Raw genomic sequence first — 26,145 nt, forward strand, 5'->3', positions numbered from 1 at the left:
CCGTGCGAGAGCGTGGGCTCGCTCTTCTCTCCGCCGATCGCCCCGACGGGAAACCGCCAGGAGCGCGGGACACCGAGGACCCGGCACTGTTCCGGCCGCTCGTCTACGGCGACCCCGACCGCCTGCACGTCCATCCGACGGCCATCCTGAACAACGCCCTGATCAACCTGTCCTCGGGCAACGTTACGATCGGCGAGTACGCGTTCTTCGGGCACAACGTCTCGATCCTCACGGGCACGCACGACTGGACGAAGTTCGGCGCCGAACGTCAGGTGGCCGTTCCGCCTTCCGGCCGCGACGTGGTGATCGAAGAAGGTGCCTGGCTGTCCAGCAACGTCATCGTCGTCGCCCCCTGCCGCATCGGCGCGCACTCCGTGGTCGGGGTCGCGTCGTTGGTGATGGGTGACGTCGAGCCCTACACCGTCGTCGCGGGCAGCCCGGCGAGGGTGCTCCGGCAGATCCCGAGGCCGGACGCGCCGGCCGCCGCGCCCGCCGGCCCCGACGCCGGGGAAGCCGGCAGAGTGGGCGCGGGATGAGCCCGAGCGCCGCTCGAGACGGAACTCCGCCGCGGGCGCGCGAGGTGGACCTCGAGCGCCAGGTCACGAACCTCGGCCATGCCGTCGACGAGCTGCGCCGCCTGGTCGGGGACACCCAGGAGCGGTTGCAGTCGGTGGAGGCCGAGCTGCGGAGTCTGCAGGCGAGCGGCGGGAGCAGCTCCGCCGCCGACGGATGGGGCCCGCGCTTCGCGGCGATCTACGCCGACTTCACCGAGCACTTCCGCGGCTCGACCGCCGAGGTCGGTGCCAAGCTGGAGGGCTACCTGCCCGACGTGCACCGGCTCGCCGGCCCCGGCGGCGTCGTGGACCTGGGCTGCGGTCGAGGGGAGTGGCTGACCCTGCTCCGCGCCACGGGGGTGGCAGCCCGGGGCGTCGACGCCAACCCCGACTTCGTGGCGGCGGGCCGCGCGCGTGGCCTGGACATGGAGCTCGGCGACGCCCTCGGGTACCTGCAGGCACTGCCACCCGACTCCGTCGACATGGTCACGGCGTTCCACGTCATCGAGCACCTGGCCACCGAGGACCTGCTGGCGCTGCTGGCAGCGGCGAGAGGGGCGCTCCGTCCCGGCGGCTGCCTGCTGCTGGAGACGCCGAACCCCACCAACCTGGTCATGGCCGCCTGCGACTTCTACAACGACCCGACGCACCGGTCGCCGCTTCCCCCGGCCCTGACGGAGTACCTCGTGTCCACGCAGGGCTTCGGAGACATCGAGGTCCGGCCGCTGCATCCGAAGGCTGCTCCGCCGGCGCCCCCCGGCGATCAGGACAGCTGCGCCCAGCTCGGGGGGCACGTCGTGCAAGCCCTGTTCGGACCACAGGACTACGCCGTGCTCGGCTACAAGCTGCCCGGCGGGACCCGGTGAGGCGGCGATGAGCCGGAACGGGTGCCGGGTGCTCTATCTGGACGGCTACACGGTGCCCGATCCGAAGGCCGGCGTTCCGTCCAGTGACGCGATCGGATACGGCATCACCGCGTCCGCGGCGATCCGCGACGGGCTGGCGGCCCTCGGGCTCGACGTCGTCCGTCCCCGGCTCGATGCGGCGCCTGCCGATCCGGGAGGTCCGGATCACCGGCTCTCGTGGATCCTCGCGAACTACCGCAGCGTGCTCCGCGAGCTCGTCGAGGACCCTCCCGACGTCATCTTCTGCTTCCACATCTTCTCGGTCTTTCCCGTGGAGATCAGGCGGATGCTGCTAGACCTGGGTCTGTCGATCCCGATCGTCGGCTACACGCACGGCAGCCACTGGGACCCCACCGACACCTTCCGCTTCGAGACCTACCCCGGGATGGAGGTCCTCGACCTGGCCAACCTGCACGTCCTCGACCGCGTGCTGCTGGTCTCGGAGTACATGCGGACGACGCTGCGGAGCACGATCGGCGCCTTCAACGCCCCGCTGGCCGAGCACGTGGACGCTCATGCCGCCGTGGTCGGGTTGCCCCTCGCCGTCGACCGGATCGACGCCTGCCGTACGAGCCGCCGGTTCCCCCGGCCGACCGTGGTCTTCAACCACGCCCCGGTGTCCAGCAAGAACCCCGAGCTCTTCGCCCGCGTCATGGCGCGGGTGCTGCCGCACCAGGACGTCGCCGTCCTCATCACCCGTGACTTCGCCCCCTGGCAGCCGGGTGGCGAGGCCATCGCCGAACTCGCGGCACGGTTTCCGGAGCAGGTGATCCTCGGCCGCGATCTGCCGCTGGACGAGTACTTCGCGGCGTTGTGGGCCGCCGACCTCCAGGTGTCGACCGCGACCCACGAGAGCCTCGGCGTGTCGACCCTCGAGGCGATGTACACGGGGAACTGCTGCATCCTCCCGCGGGTCGGCAGCTACCCGGAGATCTGCGACGGCCATCCCGACGTCCTGTACGAGCCGGGGGAGGGGCCGCTGGAGGAGCGGCTGCGCTGGTTCCTCGAGCATCCCGAGGACCGGCGGGCCGTCGCGTTCGACCTGCAGCGTCTGTCGGCCAGGTTCCACCCGCGCGTGGTCGTCCAGAAGATCGCCGCGGAGGTGCTGAGCCTGGCGGTCGGCGGCCCCTGACGGACGTACCCGTCGTCGATGGGGTGCCGGCGAAGAGATGCGACTCCGGTCGGCTGCGCCACGCCGAAGCCGTCTTGACGGTCGATGTGGTCGTCGTCGCTGTCGTGCGGGAGGGCGTCCGCCGCTTCCTCGTGGCAGCCCCGCGACCGGCCCGGCCCTGGACCGAAGGAGTGAGCCGGCGTCCGATCGCGAGGGGACCGACCAGCCTCCACCACGCCCGTGGCCACGGAGGTCCCTAATCACGGGAAACCCCGGTGGACGCGCTCCGCTGGGCGGGGCTCCCGCTGGCCGACGTCCAGCCGTGCTCCTTTCCAGCGTCGATCAGGAGGGCTCTGCCGTGGCACTCAACGCAGCTTCGCAGCCGGGAACGCGGACCACCGACGCCGGGAACGAGTTCCTGGCCGACCTGAGCGACCCGACCGCCGGTCGGGTCGCCATGGCGAGGGAACTCGCCTCCGAGAACGTCCGGATGATCGCCGACCCTGCGCCGCTCGGCCTGGGCTGCTTCGCGCTCACGACGTTCCTGCTCAGCCTGTTCAACGCAGGTCTGTTGCCGCTGGAGGGCGAGCCGATCGTCTTCGGCGTGGCACTCGCCTACGGGGGCGCGATCCAGGTGCTCGCCGGCATGTGGGAGTTCCGAAAGGGCAATGTCTTCGGCGCGACCGCCTTCACCTCCTACGGCGCCTTCTGGCTCTCGTTCTGGGCGTTCGTCACCTTCTACGCGGCCGACATCCCCGACGCCGGCGACCGGGAGACCGTGGTCGGCTGGTACCTCATCAGCTGGGGCATCTTCACGGTCATCCTGTGGGTCGCCGCCTTGCGCACCACCGCGGTGCTGGTCCTGCTCTTCACCCTCCTTACCGCCACGTTCTTCGTGCTCGGGTTCGCGGATGTGGCGCACAACGAGGGCCTGACCACGGTCGGTGGCTATCTGGGTCTCGTCACCGCCGTCGTCGCCTGGTACGCGTGCCTCGCCGGGGTGAGTGCGTCGACCTTCGGACGTGCGGTCCTGCCGAACCCACCGCTGTACAAGATGTGACCCGCGCCGGTCGACCGGCCTCCGAGGATGCCGGTCGACCGTCCTCGGGCAGGTCGCCTCAGCCCGCCGGGGGTGTCGCTGCCGGGAGGCGTGGTGTCCGGGCTGGATCCCCCGGCCGCGGTGGCGGCAGCGCCCTGGTTCTGCGGGTTCGCGTGAGCCGCGGTCTGGTCGATCCCCTGATCGCCGAAGTCGCCGCGGTCGCCGACCCCGCGTTCGTCGTCGCCGTCGTGCCGCTCCCGCCCCTTCACGTCGTCGCTGCGCGGGTGGTCGGAGGCGCTCTGTCGTTCCTGCATCACACACCTGCCTGAGTCGCGGTCCGGGATGTCGCGCTCTCCTACCCGGTCGACCCGCGTGGTATCGCTCTTCCGGTCCGGGAGCGCTGCTCCGCCGACAGCCTTCGCGACCGCGGGCCGACTCACCGGCGGTCGGTCGCCGTGAGCCTTCCCCCGCCGAGCATCAGCCGGACGCGGGGGGCGTGGAGGTCACCGGTGCTCCGGCGGACCTGGCGACCGCCAGCTCGTCCACCTCCAGCCGGTTGATCCGGAGGCGGCGCACGTCGGCACGGCCGACGCGGAGCCACCCGACGGTCACGAACCCGAGGGCCACGGCCCCTCCGGCGACCGCCCCCATGGCGAACGCTGCTACGGCCAGTGCTCGCACGGCCGCCGCGCGCACGGCAACCGGCCCCACGACGAAGGGAGTCGGCACGTTGCTCCTCCGTCGGAGGGTCCGCGGGATCTCCTGACGCATCGGGTGGCCCTTTCTCTCTCCCGTCCGTCCCAGCGAGACGCCACGGTCTTCTCCGGAGGGCGGTTCCACCAGGGCCGAAGGTCGCACGTCGGCAGGTCGAGGGCTCCCCGTGCCACACGGTCGCGCTCCGTGGCTGGGCCGGGCGGCTCAGGCGGACGGGTCGTTGACGACGGTCACGAACAGCGGCGAGCGGGTCTCCGTGTCCGTGAGGAGGAAGAGGAAGGGGCGGTCGAAGGAGACGACCGGCTGCGGCACGCCGGCCGAGGCGTCGACGACGACACCCGTGGCGGCGGCCGCGACCGTCCCCTCCTCGTCGACCTCCAGGAAGGTCTTCTGCACCACCCGCGAGATGAAGCCGTCGGCGCCGAGCGCCGAGTAGTCGCCCGCCACCGGCAGGCCCAGGGCCTCCAGCGGCTCGATCAGCTCGTGCGTCTGCTCGATCCTCATGCGCGGCAGCCGGACGCCGACCCGGCCGGGCTCGGCCGCGTCGAGTGCGGCCAGCGTCGGGACGTCGACGGCGCAGGGACCGGTCCCCTCGGGCGGGAGGACGGCCACGGCGGCCAGGGTGCCGTCGCGGTAGGGCAGCTCGACCGCCTGCCACCCGTCCGCGCTGCGGGTGACACCGGACGCGCCACCCATCATGTCGACCGTCACCTCGCCGGACGGTGCCTCGAACGGGGCCGGCCAGGTGTCGGTGAACGGGACCGCCCACCGGGCCTCGAAGTGGAGCGCGTTGGTGAGCACGGCCACCGTGTGCGAGCCCAGCGGGGCGCCGAAGAGCTCCTCGATGAGCCCGTGGGTGTCCTCGGAGACCGTGTCGTTGATCCGATCGGTCGCCCCGCCCGGGTCACCGGCGAAGTCGAGCCCCTGCACCTCCGCGTCGAAGGCCGTCGCGATGTCGTCCAGGTAACCGGGGTCGGGCTCCAGGCCCAGGGCGGTCCACAGGCGGTTGCTCAGGTGCAGGGAGTCCGGCGCGTCGTCGTCCTCCGGGTCGCCGTCGTAGCGGAGCCGGTCGAGCGCCTGGGTGTGCTCGCGCACCGCCGCGACGAGGTCCGGTGACCACTCCGGCAGGTGCAGTACGGCCCCGAAGTCGGTCGCGGTCCGCCCGCCGGCTGCGGGATACAGGAGACTCAGCGCCTCCGCGGCCGAGGTCGGGGAGAGCAGCACGTTCTCCCCGACGGTTCGCCCGCACACCTCGTGCAGCAGATCGACACCGAATGCCGTCTGTGCCTGGCTGATGTCGCGTGCCGTGAAGGACCCGGCCTGCACCGGGACGACGTCGCCCCGGTGCGTGAGGGGAGGAGCGCCGGCACTGCCGCACGCGGTCAGGGCTGCCACCGCAGCCGTTGCGACGCCGAGGCGACCGGCGGAGGTCCGCCCGACCATCGTGACGCTCCTTCCCGCCGCCACCGGGCGCGGTCGGCCGAGGAGCATGATCATGGACGGTGAGCCACGGGCGACAGCAGGACCGGCTCGGATCGTTGTTCAGCCGTGACCGGGCGACGCGTGCCCGGCCGGTCGACGGCGGGGCCGAGCGGACATCCGACGGGGCGAGGCATCGCCCCGTCGCGCAGCGCCCCGGGCGACCCGCGATCATGACCGCATGATCACGATCGGGTGCCCCGCCGTGTCCGCGCGGGCACACCCGTCGTTGCGCCGGGCATGACCTCCGGCAGCTCCGTGGCGCAGACCCGCCGGGACGGCGCCTGGGCCTCCTGGGCACCCACCGGCCGGGCCGCCGTGCCCGCGATCGTGCTGCTGGTCGTCGTGGCCAACCTGGTGGGGGTGGCGACGGTCGTCGCGCTGCTGATCGGTGTCGAGGACGGCAGCAGTGACACCGGCCGGGGACCGGTGCTGTGGGCCGTGGCGGCCTACCTCGCTGTCGCGTTGCCCGCCGGCACGGTGGCCGGACTCCGGCGGCAACGGGTCACCAACCGCTGGCTCATGGCCCGCCGGGAACCGACCAGCGGGGAGGCGGGCCACGCGCTGCGCCTCCCCGTGGACACCGCCCTCATCGCCGGGCTCATCTGGCTGCTCGGCGCCGTCCTGGTGGGTGGGGTCTCCGCCGCCGCCTTCCCCGATCCGCTGGTCGGGCTGCGGACCGGCGTGGCGACCCTCCTCGGCGGCATGGCGACCGCCGGCGTCACCTACCTGCTCGTCGCACGAGCGGCCCGCACCGTCACCGCGATCGCGCTGGCCGCACACCCGCCCGTCGGGGCCCTGACCCTGGGGGTCCGGCCGCGCCTGCTGCTCACGTGGGGGCTCACCAGCGGCGTCCCGATGCTCGGGGTGGTCCTGCTCTACGTCGACCCGAGCAATCCCGACGGTCCCGGCAGGGGCGCCGTGGTCTTCCTCGTCGTCGTCGCCCTCCTCGTCGGGGGCCTGGCCACCCTGCTGACCGCCCGGGCCGTCGGGCAGCCACTGCGCGACCTCCGCGACGCGGTGCAGCACGTCGGCCGCGGCGACTACGACGTCAGGGTGGTGGTCGACGACGCCGGGGAGATCGGACTCCTGCAGGAGGGGGTCAACACCATGGCCGCGGGGCTGGCCGAGCGGGAACGACTGCGCGACCTGTTCGGCCGCCACGTCGGGACGACGGTCGCCGCCCGGGCGTTGGCCACCGGCGTTTCGCTGGGCGGGGAGGAACGCACCGTCGCCGCGCTGTTCGTCGACATCGCCGGTTCCACCTCCCTGGTCCGGCGCACCGGGCCGGCCGAGATGGTGGGCCTGCTCAACCGCTTCTTCGAGGTGGTCGTGGACACCATCGAGAGCAACGGCGGGTTGGTCAACAAGTTCGAGGGCGACGCCGCGCTCTGCGTCTTCGGGGCGCCCACCGATCACGCGGACCCGGCCGGCGCCGCGCTCCGGGCCGCTCGGCACATCTGCGACGCCGTCCGCGAGGCCGGGGAGGTCGACGTCGGCGTGGGGGTCGCGTGCGGGCGGGTGTGGGCCGGCCAGGTGGGTGCTGCCAGCCGGCTGGAGTACACGGTCATCGGCGACCCGGTGAACGAGGCCGCTCGCCTCACCGAGTTGGCCAAGGAGCGCGCCGGCCGGGTGGTGGCCAGCGAGGCGACGGTGCTCGCGGCGGCTCCGGAGGAGCGGGCGCACTGGATGGAGGACGCGGCCGTCGAACTCCGCGGGCGGGGTGAGCCGACCACCACCTGGGTGCGCCGGAAGGCATGAGACTCGCGCCGGGGTCGGGCCGAGTGGGCCCCGAAGGGGTCCGCGCAGGCGCGACGCAGCGGCTCGATGCAGCCGGGGACGGCAATTGGCCGCGGTGCCGTCCGGGGGACGGCGATGCCATGGCCCCGAAGGGGTCCGCGCAGGCGCGACGCAGCTGCTCAGCGCAGCGGGGGGAAGGCACGTGCCCGCGGTGCGATCCGGAGGATCGCGATGTCATGGCCGCGGTGCGATCCGGAGGACCGCGATGTGCTCAGTGGTGGGAGCGGACGACGACGAGGACGTCCTCCGGCTGCAAGGTGCCGATCAGGGGGTCGTCGAACCGCAGCGTCCGCCCGCCGCGGGTGACCGACAGGACGACGTCGCGGAGTGAACGCGAGTCCAGCCCGACCTCGCTGCTGGTCACCGTGCGCTGGTGAAGGTCCAGCCCCTGCCCCCCGGTCACGAGGTCCTCGACCACGGCGACGACCCGTGGGGCGTCGGTCGAGAGGCCGAGCAGCCGACCGGATGTCGCCGAGGTGGTGATGACGGTGTCCGCGCCGGACTGCCGGAGGAGGTTGGCGTTCTCCTCCTCCCGGACACTGGTCGTGATCGGGACGCTGGGGTTGATCTGCCGCACGGTCAGCGTGATGAGCACCGAGGCGTCGTCCCGGTTTGCCGCGACGATCACCGCGCGCGCCCGCTCGACCGCGGCCCGCCGGAGGACCTCGGTGCGCCCCGCGTCGCCGACGATGCCGGTGAGCCCGAGGGAGTTGGCCTCGTCGATCGCCCGCGGCTCCGGGTCGACGACCACGATCCGGTCCGGCGTCGTCCCGTTGGCGATGAGGGAGCGGATGGCGCTGCGGCCCTTGGTGCCGTAACCGCACACGATGACGTGCTGACGCACGCGTGACCTCCAGCGACGGATGCGGAACTCCTCCCGCGAGCGCGTGGTGAGCGCCTCGAGGGTGGTTCCGATGAGGACGATGAGGAACAGCACGCGCAGCGGCGTGATGACGAGGAAGTTGATCAGGCGCGCCTGGTCGGAGACCGGCACGATGTCGCCGTAGCCGGTCGTCGAGAGGGTGACCGTGGTGTAGTAGAAGGCGTCGAGCAGATCGACCGCGCCGTCGGAGTTGTCGTTGTAGCCGTCGCGGTCGACGTAGACGATCAGCACTGTCGCGAGCAGCACGAACACTGCGAAGAACAGCCGCTGCGCCACCTGCCGGATCGGCGGGGGCTCGACATGCGCGATGCGGACGCCGGTGTGCTCGGTCCCGGCTCCCTCTGGCTGTGTCACTCCGGGCACGATAGTGAGCCGACCCGGCGGCCGCGCGCCGCCGCACCCGTTCGGGTCACGGAACCGGAGGGGTGCGGCGCGCGCGATCAGCCGGGGCCGCTCAGAGGGGGACCTTCTCCCGCTCCTTCGCCGCCAGCTCCCGCTTGAGCACCTTGCCCGCGGCCGAGACCGGGATCGCGTCGATGAAGACGACGTCCCGCAGCCGCTTGTACGGCGTCACCTTGTCGTTCACCGCGGCCATCACCGACTCCGGGCTGAGCGCGGCCCCGGCGTCGTCCCCCTTGCGGACGACGTAGGCGACGGGCAGCTCACCGGCCTCCTCGTCGGGGCGGCCGACCACCGCGGCTCCGGCCACGCCGGGCACGGCGAACAGGATCTCCTCGAGCTCGCGCGGGAACACGTTGTAGCCCTTGTAGAGCAGCATGTCCTTGGTGCGGTCGACGATGGAGAGGTAACCGTCCTCGTCGAGGATCCCGACGTCGCCGGAGTGGAACCAGCCGTCGGCGTCGATGGACTCCGCGGTGGCCTCCGGGCGATGGGCGTAGCCGCGCATCACCTGCGGGCCCCGGATGCACACCTCGCCGCGCTCACCGGCCGGCAGCGGGTCGCCGCCGCCGAGGGGCCGGATCGAGATCTCGGTGTCGAAGACGGGCACCCCGACCGTGCCCGCCTTGCGGGTGCCCGAGCGGAAGGAGGGGTTGCCGGTGGCCTGCATGGTCACTTCGGTGAGCCCGTAGCCCTCGCCGATCACGGCGTTGGGCAGCAGGGACTGCAGCTTCCCGATCAGCGTGACCGGCAGGGGTGCGGCCCCGCTGGAGACGCCGCGCACCCGCGACCAGTCGTGGTCGGCGACGCCGGGCACCTGGAGCAGGGCCACGAAGACCGGCGGTGCGCCGCCGATGGCGGTGACGTCGTAGCGGACGGCGTCCTCGACGTACGTCACCGGGTCGAAGCGCATGTGGATCACGGTCGTGGTGCCGCCCATGACCATGCCGTTCAGGTAGCCGATCACGCCCATCGCGTGGAACCAGGGCGTGAGGTTGATGATCCGGGCGGTGCCCAGCCGGGTCGGATACTCGTCGTCGCCGACCACCTGGCGGATGGTCACGTCGCCGGCCTCGTCGAGCTCGGGGAGCGACCCCGACGTCCAGCAGGCCGACTGCAGCACGTTCGTGACGACGTTGCGGTGCGGCAGCTCGACGCCCTTGCTCACGCCCGTCGTCCCACCGGTGTAGGCCAGGTGGGCGAGGTCGTCGGCCACGTCGACGTCGGCGTCGAGGTGCCGGTCGGCCGGGTTGCCGGCGAGCAGGTCGGCGAGGTCGACGTCGCCGTCCTCGAGCTCGAGCCGCGCCGCGAAGTCGGTGATGTGCGCCTCGCCGGTGACCACCACCGTCTGCACCGGGGTCTCGGCCAGGGCGCCGCGGACGAAGGGCAGCACCTGGTCCCAGGTGACGAGCAGCTTCGCGCCGGCGTCGGTGAGCTGGGCGGCGAGGTCGGCCGCGGGCAGCAGCGGGTTGGTGGGGGAGAAGGTGGCGCCGGCCAGCATGATCCCGTAGTAGAGCGGCGGGTACTGGCGGCAGTTCGGGACGTGCACGGCGACGACGTCACCGCGGCCGATGCCGTGGTCGGCCAGCCAACCGGCGACGGCGTGGGCCCGGCTGCCCAGCTCCTCGAAGGTCAGCGGGACGTCGTGGTCGATGAACGCGGGCCGGTCGCCCCAGCGCCGGACGGCCGCCCGCAGGATCGAGCCGACCGGTGCCTCCGGGTACTCCAGCGAGCGCGGGAGTCCCGGCGGCCAGCTCGTCGTGCCCGTGGTGGGGGCGTCCGGTGCCGGCTGCGTGGCGGTCATGCGCATCCTCTCGTCGCGAACGTCAGCACACAGCGTGGCTCACGTCACACTCGCTGTCGAGATCCGGGCGGTCTGTGAGGATGACGCGATGAGCGACCAGCGCACCGCTCTCGTGCTCGGCGGTGGCGGGATCACCGGCATCGCGTGGGAGATCGGTCTCCTCGCCGGGCTCGCCGAAGCCGGTACCGACCTCAGCGGTGCCGATCTCGTGGTGGGCACGTCGGCCGGCTCGGTGGTCGGCGCGCAGCTGACCAGCGGCGTGGAGCTCGAGGCGATGTACGAGCGGCAGCTGACCCCGGCGACCGGAGCGACGGCCGCGCGGCTGAACCGGGCCACGTTCGCGCAGTTCGGCTGGGCGATGCTGCGCAGCCGCGGCCGCGACGTCGAGTTCCGCCGCCGGATCGGTGTGCTCGCCCTCGCCGCGGAGAAGGTCGGTCTCACCCCGCCCGAGCAGGAGCGTCTCGACGTGATCGGGGCGTTGCTGGCCGGCATGCGATGGCCCGAGCGACGGCTGGTGATCACCGCCGTCGACGCGGCGACCGGTGAGTTCCGGACCTTCGACCGGAACTCCGGGGTGACCCTGGTGCACGCGGTGGCGGCCAGCTGCGCCGTTCCCGGCGTGTACCCGCCGGTGACGATCGACGGATGCCGGTACGTGGACGGCGGCATGCGGTCGGCGGCCAATGCCGACCTCGCCCGGGGATGCGAGCGAGTGGTCGTGCTCGCGCCGATCTCCAGGGGCTTCGGGCCGATCGCCAGCGTCGATGCCCAGGTGACCGGCATGGTGTCGCGGATCGTCGTCGTCTCGCCCGACGCGGACAGCCGGAGGGCGATCGGCCGCAACGTGCTGGACCCCGCGGCCCGGGCACCCTCGGCGCAGGCCGGGCGTGCGCAGGCGGCGAGGGTGGCGGAGCAGGTCGCCGAGAAGTGGCGCGCCTGACGGCGGGGGAGTGAGCTGGTCGGGCGGCACGCGATGCACTCCAGAACGCCATCCCGACCTCACTCGTCGTTCATGGGACCACCCACCGGTCGTCCACACCGGATGGCTGGGATCGGGCAGGTGACCGGCGGCGAGGGTCGTCGCCCGAGCCCGCGGGAGTTCTCATGCTCAGCGCACGTCGATGGAAGGTCTCGGTGGCGGCCGTCGTCGCCGTCGTCCCTCTGACCCTCGTCCTCCCGGCGGCCGTGCCCGCCTCGGCCGCGCCGCAGCCCCCGGCGGCCGTGCCCGGTGAGGCGCTCGCCGACGACCTGATCGTGGTCGGCCACCGGGGTGCCTCGGGCTACCGGCCCGAGCACACGCTGGCCTCCTACGAGCTGGCGGCCCGCATGGGCGCCGACTACATCGAGCCGGACGTGGTGAGCACCAAGGATCACGTGCTGGTGACCCGCCACGAGAACGAGATCTCCGGGACCACCGATGTCGCCGCGCGCCCGGAGTTCGCCGACCGCCGGACCACCAAGGTCATCGACGGTGTGCCGTTGACCGGCTGGTTCACCGAGGACTTCACGCTGGCCGAGCTGCGGACGCTGCGCGCGGTCGAGCGGCTCCCCGACGTCCGCGAGGAGAACACGCTCTACAACGGCCTCTACCAGGTGCCGACGCTCGACGAGGTCCTCGATCTGCGGGACCGACTGTCCCGGGAACTGGACCGGGAGGTCGGGGTCTACATCGAGACCAAGCACCCCACCTACTTCGACGTCGTCGGCCTCTCGCTGGAGGAACCGCTCCTGGCCGACCTCCGGCAGGCGCGCTTGGACGGCCAGAGGGCGCCGGTCTTCATCCAGTCCTTCGAGACGGCCAACCTGCGGGAGCTGGACCGCCAGGGTGTCCGCGTGCCGCTCGTCCAGTTGATGACTGCGGTCGGCGCTCCCTACGACCTGCTGGCAGCCGGCGACCCGCGGACCTATGCCGAGCTCTCCAGCGCTTCGGGGTTGCGCGACATCGCCTCCTACGCCGAGGGCGTGGGCCCCGAGAAGAATCAGGTGATCCCGGCCCTGCCCGACGGGGCGCTGGGGGCGCCGACGGCCTTGGTGGACGACGCGCACGCCGCCGGCCTGCTCGTGCATCCCTACACGTTCCGCAACGAGAACACCTTCCTGCCGCCGGTGCTCCGTGAGGGGCCGATGCCGGACGACTACGGCCGGGCCCTGGTGGAGCAGGCGGCCTACTGGGAGGCCGGGATCGACGGCATGTTCACCGACAACCCGGACACCGGCGTCGTCTCCCGCCAGCTGTTCCTGAGCACCGTCCAACCGGTGTTCTGACCGCCGGGCAGCGTGGTGGCCCGGCCGCTCGCCGCCGCCGGGTCACCGGTGACGCCTCGCGACGCCTCTTCGGCGTCCGGGCGCGCCCCCGCGGTTCAGCGCGGGGCGAGGTGGCGCAGCAGGGTCTCGCCGATGTCGCGCATGGCGGTGATCTGCTGCGGGCTGAGCTGGTCGAGCAGGTGGGTGCGCACGCTCTCGACGTGCACCGGTGCGGCGCCCTCGAGGGCGGCGAATCCTTCGTCGGTCAGCACGGCGAGCTGACCACGTCCGTCCTCGGCGCACACCTGCCGGCGCACCCAGCCACGCTCCTCCAGTCGGGCGACGGCATGGGACAGCCGACTGCGGGACGACAGACAGCGCTCGGCCAGCTCACTCATCCGCAGCGAGTGGCCGGGGGTCTCCGAGAGCTGGACGAGGATCTCGTAGTACGCGTGGGAGATGCCGGTCTCCCGGATCAGGTCGCGGTCCAGGCGGTCGTGCAGGAGGAGCGAGCTGAACAGCCACGCCCGCCAGGCGAGCTGCTCGTCCTCCGACAGCCAACGGGCCTCGTCGGGCCCCGGGCCCGGGCAGGCGGGGACCGGGGGCTCGGCAGCCGACACGTCGGTGGTCATGACCGACAGAATACCGGCGGAATAGTAAAGCCTTCAACTACGCTAGGATGCGGCAGAAGGTCAAACGCTCAACCACCGGAGGCACCTCATGAGCAGCTCCACCGTCCAGATCCCCGGCTACGTCGTCGGCACCTGGGACATCGACGCCGCCCACTCCACCGTCGGCTTCTCCGTCCGCCACATGATGGTCAGCAAGGTCCGCGGCTACTTCCGCGACTTCTCCGGCGAGATCGTCACCGCAGAGGACCCCACGCAGTCCAGCGTCACCGCGCGCATCAACATGGACTCGATCGACACGCGTCAGGAGCAGCGCGACGCGCACATCCGCTCCGCCGACTTCTTCGACGTGGGCAACTACACCGAGATGACCTTCCGCTCCACCAGTGTCGCCACCGACGGTGCCGACTGGACCGTCACCGGTGACCTGACCATCAAGGGCATCACCAAGCCGGTCACCCTGGAGCTGGAGCTCAACGGCTTCGGGCCGGACGCCTACGGCGGCACGCGCGCCGGCTTCTCGGCCAAGACCGAGATCTCCCGCAAGGAGTACGGCGTCGACATCGACATGCCGATGGACGGCGGCGGCGTCGTCGTCGGCGACAAGATCACCGTCGAGCTCGAGATCGAGGCCGTGCTCCGCACCGCCTGATCGAGGACGAGGGGCCCCGGGCGATTGCCCGGGGCCCCTCGCCGTCGAGTGCGCAGTTGTGGTTGCCCGCGACGGCGCGTCCGCGCGTGTCGGCGACCACAACTGCTCACTCGACGAGGGTCCCGGACGACGGGGGAGACTGGGGACCATGTCGACCTCGACCCTCGTCCGCACCCGGTTCCCGTCCGCCGTCCTCGTCGCCGTCGGGCTGGCCGCAGGCTTCGGCGTCGCGCAGGGCACGGGCATCCGGGCGCTGGGCGGCGCCGTCTTCGCCGTGGCCGGCCTGGCCGCCGGTGCCCTCTGGCTGCGGCGCCGTGGACCGGGAACCGCCGTGGCGCTCGCCGCGCTCTACGTCGGCGCCTTCGTCCTCGCCCACGTCCTGGCGATCGGCGTCGGGTTGCCGGCCTGGCTGGCCGTGAGTCTGGTCACGCTCGCCGCCGCGGGGGTGACGTTCCGGGTGGCAGATGCCTCTCGGCCGGGGGAGCCCGCCCGCTGAGCGACTACCATGGGAAGGTCGCCGGGCCGGCGGCCGTTACACGAGATGCCGCGCGCTGACGCAGCGGTCTCCCCGAACCCCCCGAGGTGCCCTTCCGCATGCCCACCCGCGACGACCTGCGCAACGTGGCGATCATCGCCCACGTCGACCACGGCAAGACGACCCTGGTCGACGCCCTCCTCCGCCAGGCCGGCGCGCTCGGCCGTGCCAAGGGCGAGGGCACCGACGCCGACACGACGCAGGACCGCGTCATGGACTCGATGGACCTCGAGCGCGAACGCGGCATCACCATCCTGGCGAAGAACACCGCCATCCGGCTGGCCGACGAGAACGGCAACCCGGTGACGGTGAACATCGTCGACACCCCCGGCCACGCCGACTTCGGCGGTGAGGTCGAGCGCGGCCTGTCGATGGTCGACGGCGTCGTCCTCCTGGTCGACTCCTCCGAGGGCCCGCTGCCCCAGACGCGCTTCGTGCTCCGCAAGGCGCTGGCCAAGGGGATGCCGGTCATCCTCGTGGTCAACAAGACCGATCGCTCCGACGCGCGCATCGCCGAGGTCGTCGACGAGACCTACGAGCTGTTCATGGAGCTGCTCGAGGACTCCGGCATGGACGTCGACAACCTCGACTTCCCGATCGTCTACAGCAACGGCAAGACGGGCCAGGCCTCGCTCACCCGGCCCGCCGACGGCACCTCGCCCGACAGCCCCGACCTCGCCCCGCTGGTGAAGACGCTGCTGGAGACGATCCCGGCGCCGGTCTACGACGCCGAGGAGCCGCTGCGCGCGCAGGTCACCAACCTCGACGCCTCGCCGTACCTCGGTCGTCTGGCGCTGCTGCGCATCCACTCCGGCACGATGAAGAACGGCCAGCAGGTCGCCTGGTGCAGGACCGACGGCTCCATCAAGAACGTCAAGATCACCGAGCTGCTGGTCACCGAGGGCCTCACCCGAACCCCGGCCGACAGCGCCGGCCCGGGCGAGCTCGTCGCCATCGCCGGCATCGAGGACATCATGATCGGCGACACCCTCGCCGACCCGAACGACCCGCGTCCCCTGCCGCCGCTGACCGTGGACGAGCCCTCGATCTCGATCACCATCGGGATCAACACCTCGCCGCTGTCGGGCAAGTCGGGCAAGAAGCTGACCGCCCGGCTGATCAAGAACCGCCTCGACCAGGAGCTGGTCGGCAACGTGTCGGTGCGCATGCTGCCCACCGACCGTCCCGACACCTGGGAGATGCAGGGCCGCGGCGAGCTGGCCCTGGCCATCCTCGTCGAGCAGCTGCGCCGCGAGGAGTTCGAGCTGACCGTCGGCCGGCCGACCGTCGTGACCAAGGAGATCGACGGCAAGCTGCACGAGCCGGTCGAGCGGGTCACCATCGACACCCCCGGCGAGTACGTCGGCACCCTGACCCAGGCGCTGGCCGTCCGCCGCGGCCGGCTGGAGAACCTGGTGCACCACGACACCGGCTGGGCGCGGATGGAGTACATCGTCCCGTCCCGCGGCCTCATCGGGTTCCGCACCGAGTTCCTCACCGAGACCCGCGGTACCGGCGTCCTCAACCACAACCTCGAGGGCTACGAGCCCTGGCTGGGTGACATGCGTGCCCGCCCGACCGGCTCGCTCGTCGCCGACCGGCAGGGCGTGGCGACGACGTACTCGATGTTCTCGCTGCAGGAGCGCGGCCAGCTCATGGTCCAGCCCGGCACCGAGGTCTACGAGGGCATGATCGTCGGTGAGAACTCCCGTCCGGACGACATGGACGTGAACATCACCAAGGAGAAGAAGCTCACCAACATGCGCAAGTCCACCTCCGAGGAGCTGGAGCGGCTGATCCCGCCGCGCATCCTGAACCTGGAGCAGGCGCTGGAATTCTGTGCCGAGGACGAGTGCGTCGAGGTCACCCCGGCCACGGTGCGCATCCGCAAGGTGGTGCTCGACCAGACCGAGCGCGGCAAGGCCAAGAACCGCAAGCCCAAGCCCTGAGAGGACCCCGTCCTCCCCACCCTTCGCACGCTCGGGGCGGGACCCGGGACGGGGCCACCGTCGGCAAGTTGACTTGTCGCTTTGGGCGGCAGGGCCGTGTGGCCGGTCGCGCACGGGTCGTGACGACGGGCCGGGGAGCGGTGACGCGCCCGGCTCGCCTTGGCGGGAACACGCCCATGGCGGGCCGTAGCTTGCCGTCGGGCCCGTGTTCCGCGGCCCTGGTCGAGCGACGAGAGGCGGCCGAGCGCTGATGACGACGATGATCACCCGAACGGCTCCGGATGCGGGGTTCCGGGGCGGGATCGATGTCCGGGTGAGTCTTCGGGACAACGCCGGTGACGGTGCGTCGGCGTTCGACGGCGCCTGGTTCCCGCGCAGCCGGGACCTCGCCCTCGAGGTGCCGGAGCTGATCGCCGAACTCGACCGGCGCGGCGTCCGCGTCGAGCGGTTCACCTACGCCATCGACGCCTGGTCGCCGGCGCCGCGCAAGATCGTGGTGCAGGGCCGGACCGTGCGGACCGGTGGCTTCCGCAGCATGGACCCCGGCGTCGTCTGCCTGACCTGGGCCGGTGGGGTCCGACGGGCGGACCTGCTGGTGGTGCCGCCGGAGACCGACGTGCTGACCGGTGCCCGGGCGTTGCGCCTGTGCACCCGCCGCGGGCTGCCCAGGTCGCCGCAGATGGTGCTGGCCGCGGCGCGCTCCACACCGCTGCCGCAGGTCCCGGAGTACCCGCGGGCCGTCTGAAGGACCCCCTCCTTCCACGCTGCTCCTCGACCCCGGTCGGAGGCTCGCCGCGAGCGTGCGAGCGGTGAGAGGGACGGGCTCCTTCTGCTTACGCCTGCCGCGAACCGGCTGGACGGCGGGGGAGCGCTGCACTGGAGTGAGCACCATGCGGCTCCTCGTGCTCGGTGGCACCCACTTCCTCGGCCGGCACGTGGCGACGGCGGCGCTCGGCCGCGGCCATGATGTCGCCACCTTCACCCGCGGCGTCTCCGGACAGCCTCCGGCCGGCGCGCGGGCGCTGCACGGCGACCGGGACGATCCCGATGCCCTGCCGAAGGCACTCGACGGATGGGCGCCGGAGCTCGTCGTCGACACGTCCTGCCAGACCCGTGCTGCCGCTCGCAACGCCGCCGTCGTGCTGGGCGGGGTGCAGGGGTATGCCTTCGTGAGCAGCCTGAACGCCTATCGCAACTGGCCGCCCGGCCCCGTCGGTCCGGAGGACGACGAGCCCACCTGGACGACCGAGGCCGAGGAGTACGGCCCGATCAAGGCCGACGCCGAACGCATCCTCGGAGCTGCCCTCGGCGAACGGTTCCTCACTGCCCGCGCCGGCCTGATCATCGGTCCCTACGACCCCATCCATCGGCTCGGCTGGTGGCTGGATCGGATCAGCCGGGGTGGCCGGGTCGTCGTGCCGGAGACCCTCGACCAGCCGGTGACGGCCGTCGATGCGCGCGACCTGGCCGGCTGGCTGGTCGAGGTGGCCGAGCGGAGGCCGGCGGGGGCGGTGAATGCCACGGGCCCGAACGGGATGACGACGCTGGGCGCCCTGCTGGACCTCTGCCGCGACGTCACCGGCAGCGACGCGGAGTGGGTGCCGGTACCGGAGGACGAGCTGCTGTCGTCGGGTGTGCAGCCGTGGGTGCACCTGCCGCTCTGGCTGCCGGCCGAGGTGGCGCGGACCGCCTGGGACGTCGACACCACCCGCGCGCGGAAGCTCGGGCTGTCCGGTCGCCCGCTGCGCGCGTCCGTGGCCGACACCTGGGCCTGGCAGTCCACCCACGAGCGGCCGTCGCTGCCTCCGATGGCGCACCGCCAGGAACCCGGCCTCCCGTCGCACCTCGAGGCGCGGCTCCTCGCCACCCACTGACGAGCTCTCGGTACCGGCAGCCACGGGCGGTTGCCGGCACCGGATGACCGGAGCGGCCCCGCGTCAGGGGCCCGTCCCGAGCGTGCGAGGGCTGGGCGACGCAGAGTCGCGTCTCAGTCTCGCGGTGCGCTCGGGCGCCCGGCTGCGATCTGGCCCTCTGCCACCGCGGCGTCGAAGCCGTCGTTCCCGACGTCGGCGACCACGTTCCGCTCGGCCACCGCGGCGATGGCGTCGGCCGACTCCAGCGCCCGGTCCTTGCGGTACTCGCGGTACGAGTGGACGACCGCGGCGGCCCAGACGAGGTAGAGCACCGCGTAGACGGCGTAGCGGGCGGGGTCCCCGGCGTCGATCCAGTCGCTCGTCAGCAGCGTGCGCGCGTTGGTCAGGATGATCATCCCGCCGACGAGGGAGCCGAGCATGCGGGGCGGGACGTGCCGCACGAGCCAGGCGGCGACCGGGGCAGCCACCAGGCCACCGGCCAGCAGCCCCAGGGCCCAGACGGCGTCGACTCCCTGGGAGCCCAGGGCGAGCAGGAAGCCGAGGCTGGCGGCGACCGCCACGAGGAACTCGGAGGTGTCGATCGAGCCGATGACCTTCCGGGGTTCCATCCGGCCGCTGGCGAGGATGGCCGGGGTCCCGACCGGCCCCCACCCGCCGCCACCGGTGGCGTCGACGAACCCGGCCACCAGGCCGAGCGGGCCGAGGAAGCGCTTGCGCATCGGCTTGCCCAAGTGGCGGCGGTCGATGCCCCGGAGAGTGAAGCGCGCCAGGATGTAGGCCCCGAGGGTCAGCAGGATCAGGGACATCACCGGGGCGGCGACCTCGGTGGCGAGGTGCGAGAGGAACGTGGCGCCGGCGAAGGCGCCGACGGCGCCCGGCAGGCCGATCTTCGCGACGACCTTCCAGTCGACGTTGCCGAACTTCCAGTGGGCCAGCCCGGACATGAGGCTGGTGCCGATCTCGGCGACGTGCACGGTGGCAGAGGCGGCCGCGGGGTTGGTGCCGATGGCGAGCAGCAGGGTGGTCGAGGTGACGCCGTAGGCCATGCCCAGGCTGCCGTCCACGAGCTGTGCGCCCAGGCCGACGAGGGCGAGGAGAACAAGGGTCTTCACAGGACTGAACTCCGGGTCTCAAGGACCGCAGGGCGCACGGACAGGGGCGCAGCGCTGCGGGGAGAACGAGGGGCGCCGTCAGGCGCGAGGAGTCAGCAGCCCGGACAGGTGGCGGTGCAGACACGCAGCAGGTCGACGTGGATCCGCCCCACGAGGAGCACCGCCGTCGCCGCCATGGGCATATGTCTACCAGATTGGTCGACTTATGCAATCGACGGTCCCAGGAGGCGGGATCAGGCCTGCAGGACGTCGTTCCGGATGGTCCACCACGAGATCGCGCCACCCACGGCGAACAGGACCGCGCAGACGACCATCGCCGTCCGGAAGCCGTCGGTGAAGGCGCCCGGCTGCGCGTAGTCGTCGCCGGAGAGGCCCACGGCGGCCGGCAGCGCGGCCACCGCCAACAGCTGCGCGGCCCGGGCCACCGCGTTGTTCACACCGCTGGCGATCCCGGCCAGCGCGTCGGGGGCCGCCCCCAGCACGGTCGCGGTCAGCGGGGCCACGACCACCGCCATGCCGAGCCCCTGCAGCACCGACCCCGGGAGCACCTCGACGGCGTAGGGCCGGCCGCCGTCGACGCCGGCCAGCAGCAGTGTGCCGGCGGCGACGACGAGGGGTCCGACGGTCATCGGCAGTCGCGGGCCGATCCGCTGGGCCAGGGCGCCGGCCCGCGGGGACAGCAGCGTGAGCAGCAGGATCGAGGGCAGCATCGTGGCGCCCGCTGCGGTCGCGCCGTAGCCGAGGACGATCTGCAGTTGCATGACGAGGAACAGCCCGCTGCCACCCAGTGCCCCGTAGACGGCGAGCGTGGCCAGGTTGGCGCCGGTGAACTGCCGATCGCGGAACAGCCGAGGGGGCAGCATCGGGTCGGCGGCTCGCCGCTCGCGAGCGACGAAGGCGAGGCCAGAGAGAAGGCCGATCGCCGCGGAGGCGAGGACGTCGGGCCTCGCCGGGGTCTCACCGGCGGTGATGAGCGCGTAGGTCAGACCGCCGAGGGCCAGGGCGCCCAGTGCGGCTCCGAGGTAGTCGAACCGCCCGTGGTGGGCGGGGTTCCGGCTCTCCGGCACGTGCTTTCCGGCGACGGCGACGATCAGGACGGCGATCGGAACGTTGATGAGGAAGACCACCCGCCAGCTGACCGTGTCGACCAGCAGCCCACCGAGGAACGGCCCGATCAGGCCGGCGACGCCGGCCAGCGCCGACCACAACCCGATGGCCTTCGCCCGGTCCCCGGGACGGAAGGACGACTGGATCAGCGCCAGGCTGCCCGGGGTGAGCAGGGCCCCGCCGACGCCCTGGAGGGCGCGCGCGGCGACGAGCTGGCCGGTGTTCGGGGCCAGCCCGCACAGCATGGAGGCGGCAGCGAACCAGACGACCCCGATCACGAAGACCCGCCGACGCCCGTAGCGGTCGCCCAGCGAACCGCCCAGCAGGATCAGCGAGGCCAGCGTCAGCGTGTAGCCGGTGACGGTCCACTGGAGCCCGGACAGCGAGGCGTCCAGCTCGCGGCCGATGGAGGGAAGAGCCACCTGGACCGCCGTGGCGTCGAGGAATGCCATCCCGGTCGCCAGCACCGCGACGACGACGAGCCAGCGGCCCGGCGCGGTGCCCAGCGCGACCGGCGGCCCCTCGCGGCTACCGGTCACGGGACAGCTTTCAGCCGACGGCGAGGTCGGTCAGGAAGTAGGCGGCGGCGGCCACGATGCCGGCTGCGGGGAGCGTGACGACCCACGCGACCACGATGTTGCCGGCCACACCCCAGCGCACGGCGGAGAGTCGCCGGGTCGAGCCGACGCCCATGATCGAGGTGGTCGTGATGTGCGTCGTCGAGACGGGGACGGCGAACACGGTCGCGGTGGTCACCATGACGCTCGAGGCCACCGTCTGGGCGGCGAAGCCGCCGGCGGGGCTGAGCTGGATGATCCGCCGGCCCATCGTGCGCATGATGCGGAACCCCCCGGCGTAGGTTCCGGCACTGATCGCGGCAGCAGCGGCGAGCACCACCCAGAACGGCACCTCGAAGCTGTCGATCTCCCCGGCGGTGAACAGCGCCAGGGTGATGATGCCCATCGTCTTCTGGGCGTCCTGCATGCCGTGCCCGAGAGCCATCGTCGCCGAGCTGACGATCTGCGCGTAGCGGAAGTTGCGATTGGCCTTGGTCACGTGCGCCCGGCGGAAGGTCCACAGGAGCACCAGCATGAACAGGTAGCCCAGCCCGAACCCGACCAGCGGCGAGACGATCATCGGGACGATGACCTTGTTGAAGACACCCATCCACTGGACCGAGTGCGCGGCGGCCAGCGCGGCGCCGACGAGCCCGCCGATCAGCGCGTGGGAGGACGACGACGGCAGCCCGTACCACCAGGTGATCATGTTCCAGGTGATCGCCCCGATGAGCGCGGCGAAGACGATCTCCAGGCCGTTGTTGCCCTCGGGAGGATCGATGATCCCCGCGCCGACGGTCTTGGCCACCTCGGTCGAGAGCAGCGCCCCGACCAGGTTCATGACCGCGGCGAGGGCGAGCGCCACGCGCGGGGTGAGCGCCTTGGTGGAGACCGCTACCGCGATGGCGTTGGCGGCGTCGTGGAAGCCGTTGGTGTAGTCGAAGGCCAGGGCGACCAGGACGATGACGATCAGACCGATGACGGCCGCGTCCATGCGGGGTCAGGACTCCTTGACGGCAATCGTCTCGACCACGTTGGCGAGGTGCTCGAACGCGTCGGCCGCCTCTTCCAGCTGGTCGGCGACCTCTTTGAGCTTGAGGATCTCCAGGGCGTCGAACTCGCCGCTGTAGAGCCGGGACAGCAGCCGCCGGTACAGCTTGTCGGCCTCGTTCTCGATCCGGTTGACCTCGATCCAGTAGTCGGAGAGGTCCTTGAGGGTGCGCAGCCGGGGCATCGCCTCCGCGGTGGTCTGCGCGGCCCGCTGCAGCAGGGCGACCTGCTGGCTCATCTCGGCGGGCAGGGTGCCGAGCCCGGTCAGGATGACCAGGTCGGCTGCCGCCTCGACGTAGTCCATGACGTCGTCGAGGTTGCTGGCCAGCGCGTAGATGTCTTCCCGGTCGAACGGCGTGACGAAGCTGGTGTTCAGCTGCCGGAAGATCGCGTGCGTGGTCTGGTCGGCCGCGTGCTCGAGGTCGCGGAGCTGGATGGCCAGTTCAGCGCGACGCGCGTGGTCGTGGATGAAATCGCTGAGGACGTCGGTGGCCGCGACCAGGTTCTCCGCCGAGGCGGTGAACAGCGGGTAGAAGCTCGAGTCCTTGGGGGTCAGGCTGAAGGGCACGCGTGGCTCCGTGTCGGGGGTGGGGGCCGGGTCGCCGCCGCATCGGAGCGACGCACGGCCGTCGGGCAGCATAGGTGGCCGCGAGATGTCGGACGTGCATCGAATGGTCAACCGTGGGTGGCGCCACCATGGCAGCCGGCGCTCGCCACTCCGTCGAGCGACGCGACGAGATCGGCACGGGCCCGGGCCACCCGGGAGCGGATGGTCCCGACCGGGCAGCCGGCGACCTCCGCCGCCTCGGCGTAGGGCAGGCCCAGCAGCTGGGTGAGGACGAAGGCCTCGCGCCGGTCGACGTCGAGCCGGGCGAGCAGATCGACCACGGTCGCGCCCTCCGCGACGGGATCCGCGCCGCGGGGGCGCGACAGGCTCTCCAGGTCCGCGTCGTCGCGGACGAGGGTCATCCGCCGTCGACGACGCGAGCGGAGGGCGTCGGCGCAGACGCGGCGGGCGATGGAGAGCAGCCAGGTGCGCACCGAGGAGCGGTGCTCGAAGCGGTGCAGCGCCCCGAAGGCGCGCAGGTAGGTCTCCTGCGTGAGGTCGTCGGCGCTGTCACGGTCGCCGAGCGCCGCGCACAGCCGCCAGACGTCGGACTGCGTGGCGCGGACGAGCGCCGCCGCGGCCAGAGGGTCACCCCCGGCGGCATCGGCCGCGGTGCGCGCCAGGTCGTCCATGACCCCATCCTCCCCGTCGCCCACAACCGGCCGGGAACCGGACGGGGCCGGGGAGCGACTAATGGACCATGCCGTGTTCTCCCTTCCGCGAGGCGATCTCCGCCAGGCTCGACGGTGAAGCCCTCGGGGTGCCTTCCCGTGAGCTGGACGAGCACCTCGCCGCCTGCGCGGACTGCACCGCCTGGATGGCCGCCGCCACGCTGGTGACCCGCCGGGCGAGACTGGCTCCCGCGCCTCCGGTGCCCGACCTCACCGCATCGGTGCTCGGCGCCCTGCCCCGCGAGCTGCCGGGGGCCGCCGCGGCCGCCCGGGCCCGGCTGGCCGACTCGGCACTCCGGCTCGCGCTGGTGGCCGTCGGGATCGCCCAGGCGGCCATGGCGTGGCCGGTGCTGACCTTCGGCGCGGGGGCGATGAGCGCGCCGGTGCACATGGCGCACGAGACCGCGGCGTGGAACCTCGCCGTGGCGGCCGCGTTCCTGGCGGTCGCCGCGGGCCCTCGCCTGGCCGCCGGGGCGCTTCCGTTCCTCGGCTCCTTCGCGGCGCTGCTGGTGCCGGTGACCCTGACCGACCTGGGAGCCGGGCACGTCCACGTGGAACGGGCGGTCGTCCATCTGCTCGTGCTCGCCGGGGTCGTCCTGGTCGCCGCCGTCGCCTGGCGGGGGCGCCGCCGCCCCGTCGGTGCCTTCGGCGGCCGGCGGGTGCCCGCGTGAGGCGTTCCCTGCCCGTCCTGCTCCTGCTGGCCGCCCTGCTCGGTGGCTGGTCGGTGGCCGGGGTGGCGACGGCGCCGGCGGCGTCCGCGCACGCCGAGCTGGTCGCCACGGACCCGGGGGAGGGGGCCCGGCTGGAGCGGTCGCCGGAGCGCATCACGCTGCAGTTCACCGAGGGGGTGTCCCTCGGCTCCGGGTACGCCCGTCTGCTGCAGGCGGACGGCGCCGTGCTGCCGAGCACGGCCGCCGTGGACGGTGACACGCTGACGATCACCCCGCTCGACGAGCTTCCCCACGACACGGGCTACCTCGTCACCTATCGGGTGGTGTCGGCCGACTCGCACCCCATCGCCGGTGCCTTCTCCTTCACCGTGGGGGACGCCGACCTGGTGGCCATGACCGCGGCCGGAGCGCAGGACCGCACCGATCCGGTCGTCGCCGTCGCGCTTCCGATCAGCCGCTGGGTGGGCTTCGCCGGACTCGCGCTGGCGATCGGTGTCCCCGTGCTGGCGCTGTTCTGCTGGCCCGGAGGCTGGCACTCGGCCCGGCTCCGCGGCCTGGCCACCGGGGGCGCCGCCGCCCTCGCGGTCAGCGCCCTGCTGACCTTCCTGCTCCAGGGCCCGTACGCCGGGGCCGCGGGTATCGGTTCCGTCTTCGACCCGTCGTTGCTGTCCGCCACGGCCTCGTCGACGGCCGGCCGGACGTTGCTCGCCCGCGCGCTCTTCGCCACCGGGCTCGCACTCGTCCTGCTGCCCGTCTGGCGGCGCGGCGTGCCCCCGTCGGGCCGGCGATCGGCGGTGGCCGGCGCGCTGGCGCTCGGGGCGGTCGTCACCACCGCGGCCATCGGGCACCCGGTGGCCGGGGCCTGGCCGGGGCTCGCGGTGGCCGTCGCGGCGGTGCACGCCGCCGGGATGGCGGTCTGGCTCGGCGGGTTGGCCGCCCTGCTCGCAGTGGTGCTGCGATCGGGAACGCCGCCGCAGGACCTCGCCGCCATGCTCCCGCCCTGGTCGCGGATCGCGTTCGGCGCGGTCGCGGCTCTGGTGGTCAGCGGCACCGTGCAGGCCGTCCGTGAGGTGCGGTCCCCGACAGCAGTGTTCGCCACGACGTACGGCTGGCTGCTCGTCGCGAAGCTGCTGCTGGTGGTCGTCCTGCTGGCCGCGGCCGGCGTCTCCCGGGTCTGGGTGCAGCAGCGACTCGGTGTCCGGCGGGCCCGGGCCCGTGGGCTCCGCAGCCTCACCGCGCACGCCTTCGCCGCCGGTAGTCCCGGCAGCTCGGGTGTCGCCACCGAGGTGGAAGAGGCCGCGGGGGTACGCGACCGGCTGCAGTCGGCCGCTGCCGCCGAGCACGTGCCGGCCCTGCGGCGTTCGGTGCTCGTGGAGTTCGCTGTCGCGGCCGTCGTCCTGGCGCTGTCGGCGGTGCTGGTCGGCACCCCGCCGGCCCGCTCCGCCGTCGCCGAACCGGTGGACGTGCTGCTGCCGTTGCAGGGCAGCGGCGGACCGTCCGGCAGCGTGCAGCTCTCGCTCGACCCGGCGCGGCCCGGGCCGAACACCCTGCACGTCTACCTCTTCGACGACGCGGGCAGGCCCACCCAGCCCGCCACGATCACCGTCAGCCTGACCGAGCCGTCCCAGGAGATCGGGCCGCTGGACGTGCCACTGGAACCGGCCGGACCGGGCCACTACGTCTCCGACGGGATGACCATCCCCGGCGCCGGCACGTGGACCCTCGCCGTCAGCATCCGGCTGGACGAGTTCACCGCCACCACTGCCCGTACCGAGTTCCCGGTCCGCTGACCCCCAGCC

At 72.6% G+C, this 26,145-nt stretch carries 25 protein-coding genes; 15 read left to right on the forward strand and 10 right to left on the reverse strand.

Annotated features, from left to right (window positions below):
- The first annotated feature begins 2 nt into the window (after nt 1-2).
- The 5 genes from CHB94_RS17455 to CHB94_RS25300 all read left to right on the forward strand — a co-directional run bounded on the left by CHB94_RS17455 (nt 3) and on the right by CHB94_RS25300 (nt 3,938).
- Nucleotides 3-536 (forward strand): acyltransferase, encoded by a 534-nt coding sequence (locus CHB94_RS17455; protein WP_141137539.1) that lies wholly within the window; start codon nt 3-5, stop codon nt 534-536.
- Nucleotides 533-1,420: a class I SAM-dependent methyltransferase gene (locus tag CHB94_RS17460; protein WP_141137540.1), complete on the forward strand. Its 888-nt coding sequence runs from the start codon at nt 533-535 to the stop codon at nt 1,418-1,420. The genes CHB94_RS17455 and CHB94_RS17460 overlap by 4 nt, the downstream gene beginning before the upstream one ends.
- A 7-nt stretch (nt 1,421-1,427) precedes the next feature.
- Nucleotides 1,428-2,591 carry a glycosyltransferase gene (locus CHB94_RS17465; RefSeq protein WP_089337836.1) on the forward strand — a complete coding sequence of 388 codons (1,164 nt, stop codon included), beginning with the start codon at nt 1,428-1,430 and terminating at the stop codon, nt 2,589-2,591.
- 337 nt (nt 2,592-2,928) lie between these two features.
- Entirely contained in the window at nt 2,929-3,630 is a 702-nt protein-coding gene (locus CHB94_RS17470; RefSeq protein ID WP_254920727.1) for an acetate uptake transporter, read from the forward strand.
- A 152-nt stretch (nt 3,631-3,782) separates the two neighbouring features.
- Nucleotides 3,783-3,938, forward strand: a complete 156-nt coding sequence (locus CHB94_RS25300; protein ID WP_176445612.1) for a hypothetical protein — start codon at nt 3,783-3,785, stop codon at nt 3,936-3,938.
- A 148-nt stretch (nt 3,939-4,086) separates the two neighbouring features.
- Here the strand turns inward: CHB94_RS25300 and CHB94_RS17475 are convergent, their stop codons facing one another.
- A complete protein-coding gene (locus CHB94_RS17475; protein WP_089337837.1) occupies nt 4,087-4,338 on the reverse strand; it encodes a hypothetical protein in 252 nt (83 codons plus the stop codon).
- A 189-nt stretch (nt 4,339-4,527) separates the two neighbouring features.
- Complete coding sequence (locus CHB94_RS17480; protein ID WP_176445613.1) at nt 4,528-5,766, reverse strand: serpin family protein; 1,239 nt, start codon at nt 5,764-5,766, stop codon at nt 4,528-4,530.
- Between the two features lie 276 nt (nt 5,767-6,042).
- Here CHB94_RS17480 and CHB94_RS17485 point away from each other — a divergent pair, with 276 nt between their 5' ends.
- The gene (locus tag CHB94_RS17485) at nt 6,043-7,563 is read left to right on the forward strand and encodes an adenylate/guanylate cyclase domain-containing protein (protein WP_089337839.1); all 1,521 of its coding nucleotides are present in this window, start codon (nt 6,043-6,045) and stop codon (nt 7,561-7,563) included.
- A gap of 250 nt (nt 7,564-7,813) precedes the next feature.
- Here the strand turns inward: CHB94_RS17485 and CHB94_RS17490 are convergent, their stop codons facing one another.
- A complete protein-coding gene (locus tag CHB94_RS17490; RefSeq protein WP_176445614.1) occupies nt 7,814-8,839 on the reverse strand; it encodes a potassium channel family protein in 1,026 nt (341 codons plus the stop codon).
- A 100-nt stretch (nt 8,840-8,939) separates the two neighbouring features.
- Nucleotides 8,940-10,688 carry a class I adenylate-forming enzyme family protein gene (locus tag CHB94_RS17495; protein WP_089337840.1) on the reverse strand — a complete coding sequence of 583 codons (1,749 nt, stop codon included), beginning with the start codon at nt 10,686-10,688 and terminating at the stop codon, nt 8,940-8,942.
- An 88-nt stretch (nt 10,689-10,776) separates the two neighbouring features.
- Between CHB94_RS17495 and CHB94_RS17500 the strand changes: the two genes are divergently transcribed.
- Together CHB94_RS17500 and CHB94_RS17505 are read left to right on the forward strand one after the other, a co-directional pair.
- Nucleotides 10,777-11,628, forward strand: a complete 852-nt coding sequence (locus CHB94_RS17500; protein ID WP_089337841.1) for a patatin-like phospholipase family protein — start codon at nt 10,777-10,779, stop codon at nt 11,626-11,628.
- Between the two features lie 164 nt (nt 11,629-11,792).
- Nucleotides 11,793-12,953 carry a glycerophosphodiester phosphodiesterase gene (locus tag CHB94_RS17505; RefSeq protein WP_089337842.1) on the forward strand — a complete coding sequence of 387 codons (1,161 nt, stop codon included), beginning with the start codon at nt 11,793-11,795 and terminating at the stop codon, nt 12,951-12,953.
- A 95-nt stretch (nt 12,954-13,048) separates the two neighbouring features.
- Here the strand turns inward: CHB94_RS17505 and CHB94_RS17510 are convergent, their stop codons facing one another.
- A complete protein-coding gene (locus CHB94_RS17510; RefSeq protein WP_089337843.1) occupies nt 13,049-13,564 on the reverse strand; it encodes a MarR family winged helix-turn-helix transcriptional regulator in 516 nt (171 codons plus the stop codon).
- 88 nt (nt 13,565-13,652) lie between these two features.
- Here CHB94_RS17510 and CHB94_RS17515 point away from each other — a divergent pair, with 88 nt between their 5' ends.
- The 5 genes from CHB94_RS17515 to CHB94_RS17535 all read left to right on the forward strand — a co-directional run bounded on the left by CHB94_RS17515 (nt 13,653) and on the right by CHB94_RS17535 (nt 18,571).
- Nucleotides 13,653-14,213 (forward strand): YceI family protein, encoded by a 561-nt coding sequence (locus tag CHB94_RS17515; RefSeq protein WP_089337844.1) that lies wholly within the window; start codon nt 13,653-13,655, stop codon nt 14,211-14,213.
- Between the two features lie 148 nt (nt 14,214-14,361).
- Nucleotides 14,362-14,709 carry a hypothetical protein gene (locus CHB94_RS17520; protein WP_089337845.1) on the forward strand — a complete coding sequence of 116 codons (348 nt, stop codon included), beginning with the start codon at nt 14,362-14,364 and terminating at the stop codon, nt 14,707-14,709.
- Between the two features lie 98 nt (nt 14,710-14,807).
- Nucleotides 14,808-16,697, forward strand: a complete 1,890-nt coding sequence (gene typA, locus CHB94_RS17525; protein ID WP_089337846.1) for a translational GTPase TypA — start codon at nt 14,808-14,810, stop codon at nt 16,695-16,697.
- 250 nt (nt 16,698-16,947) lie between these two features.
- Nucleotides 16,948-17,442 (forward strand): DUF5994 family protein, encoded by a 495-nt coding sequence (locus CHB94_RS17530; RefSeq protein WP_254920728.1) that lies wholly within the window; start codon nt 16,948-16,950, stop codon nt 17,440-17,442.
- Nucleotides 17,443-17,587: 145 nt separating this feature from the next.
- A complete protein-coding gene (locus tag CHB94_RS17535) occupies nt 17,588-18,571 on the forward strand; it encodes an NAD-dependent epimerase/dehydratase family protein (RefSeq protein ID WP_089337910.1) in 984 nt (327 codons plus the stop codon).
- 113 nt (nt 18,572-18,684) lie between these two features.
- Here CHB94_RS17535 and CHB94_RS17540 read toward each other — a convergent pair whose 3' ends face one another.
- The 5 genes from CHB94_RS17540 to CHB94_RS17560 all read right to left on the reverse strand — a co-directional run bounded on the left by CHB94_RS17540 (nt 18,685) and on the right by CHB94_RS17560 (nt 23,636).
- Nucleotides 18,685-19,683: a sulfite exporter TauE/SafE family protein gene (locus CHB94_RS17540; protein ID WP_254920729.1), complete on the reverse strand. Its 999-nt coding sequence runs from the start codon at nt 19,681-19,683 to the stop codon at nt 18,685-18,687.
- Nucleotides 19,684-19,916: 233 nt separating this feature from the next.
- Complete coding sequence (locus CHB94_RS17545; protein WP_254920730.1) at nt 19,917-21,329, reverse strand: MFS transporter; 1,413 nt, start codon at nt 21,327-21,329, stop codon at nt 19,917-19,919.
- A 10-nt stretch (nt 21,330-21,339) separates the two neighbouring features.
- A complete protein-coding gene (locus CHB94_RS17550; protein WP_089337847.1) occupies nt 21,340-22,341 on the reverse strand; it encodes an inorganic phosphate transporter in 1,002 nt (333 codons plus the stop codon).
- A gap of 6 nt (nt 22,342-22,347) precedes the next feature.
- The gene (locus CHB94_RS17555) at nt 22,348-22,965 is read right to left on the reverse strand and encodes a DUF47 domain-containing protein (protein WP_089337911.1); all 618 of its coding nucleotides are present in this window, start codon (nt 22,963-22,965) and stop codon (nt 22,348-22,350) included.
- 107 nt (nt 22,966-23,072) lie between these two features.
- Nucleotides 23,073-23,636 carry a sigma-70 family RNA polymerase sigma factor gene (locus CHB94_RS17560; RefSeq protein WP_089337848.1) on the reverse strand — a complete coding sequence of 188 codons (564 nt, stop codon included), beginning with the start codon at nt 23,634-23,636 and terminating at the stop codon, nt 23,073-23,075.
- A gap of 68 nt (nt 23,637-23,704) precedes the next feature.
- Here CHB94_RS17560 and CHB94_RS26595 point away from each other — a divergent pair, with 68 nt between their 5' ends.
- Both CHB94_RS26595 and CHB94_RS17570 read left to right on the forward strand, forming a co-directional pair.
- The gene (locus tag CHB94_RS26595) at nt 23,705-24,346 is read left to right on the forward strand and encodes a zf-HC2 domain-containing protein (RefSeq protein ID WP_089337849.1); all 642 of its coding nucleotides are present in this window, start codon (nt 23,705-23,707) and stop codon (nt 24,344-24,346) included.
- Complete coding sequence (locus CHB94_RS17570; protein ID WP_089337850.1) at nt 24,343-26,136, forward strand: FixH family protein; 1,794 nt, start codon at nt 24,343-24,345, stop codon at nt 26,134-26,136. The genes CHB94_RS26595 and CHB94_RS17570 overlap by 4 nt, the downstream gene beginning before the upstream one ends.
- Nucleotides 26,137-26,145 lie beyond the last annotated feature (9 nt).

The organism is Blastococcus mobilis, assembly GCF_900188025.1.
GTDB classification, from domain to species: Bacteria; Actinomycetota; Actinomycetes; order Mycobacteriales; family Geodermatophilaceae; genus Blastococcus_B; species Blastococcus_B mobilis.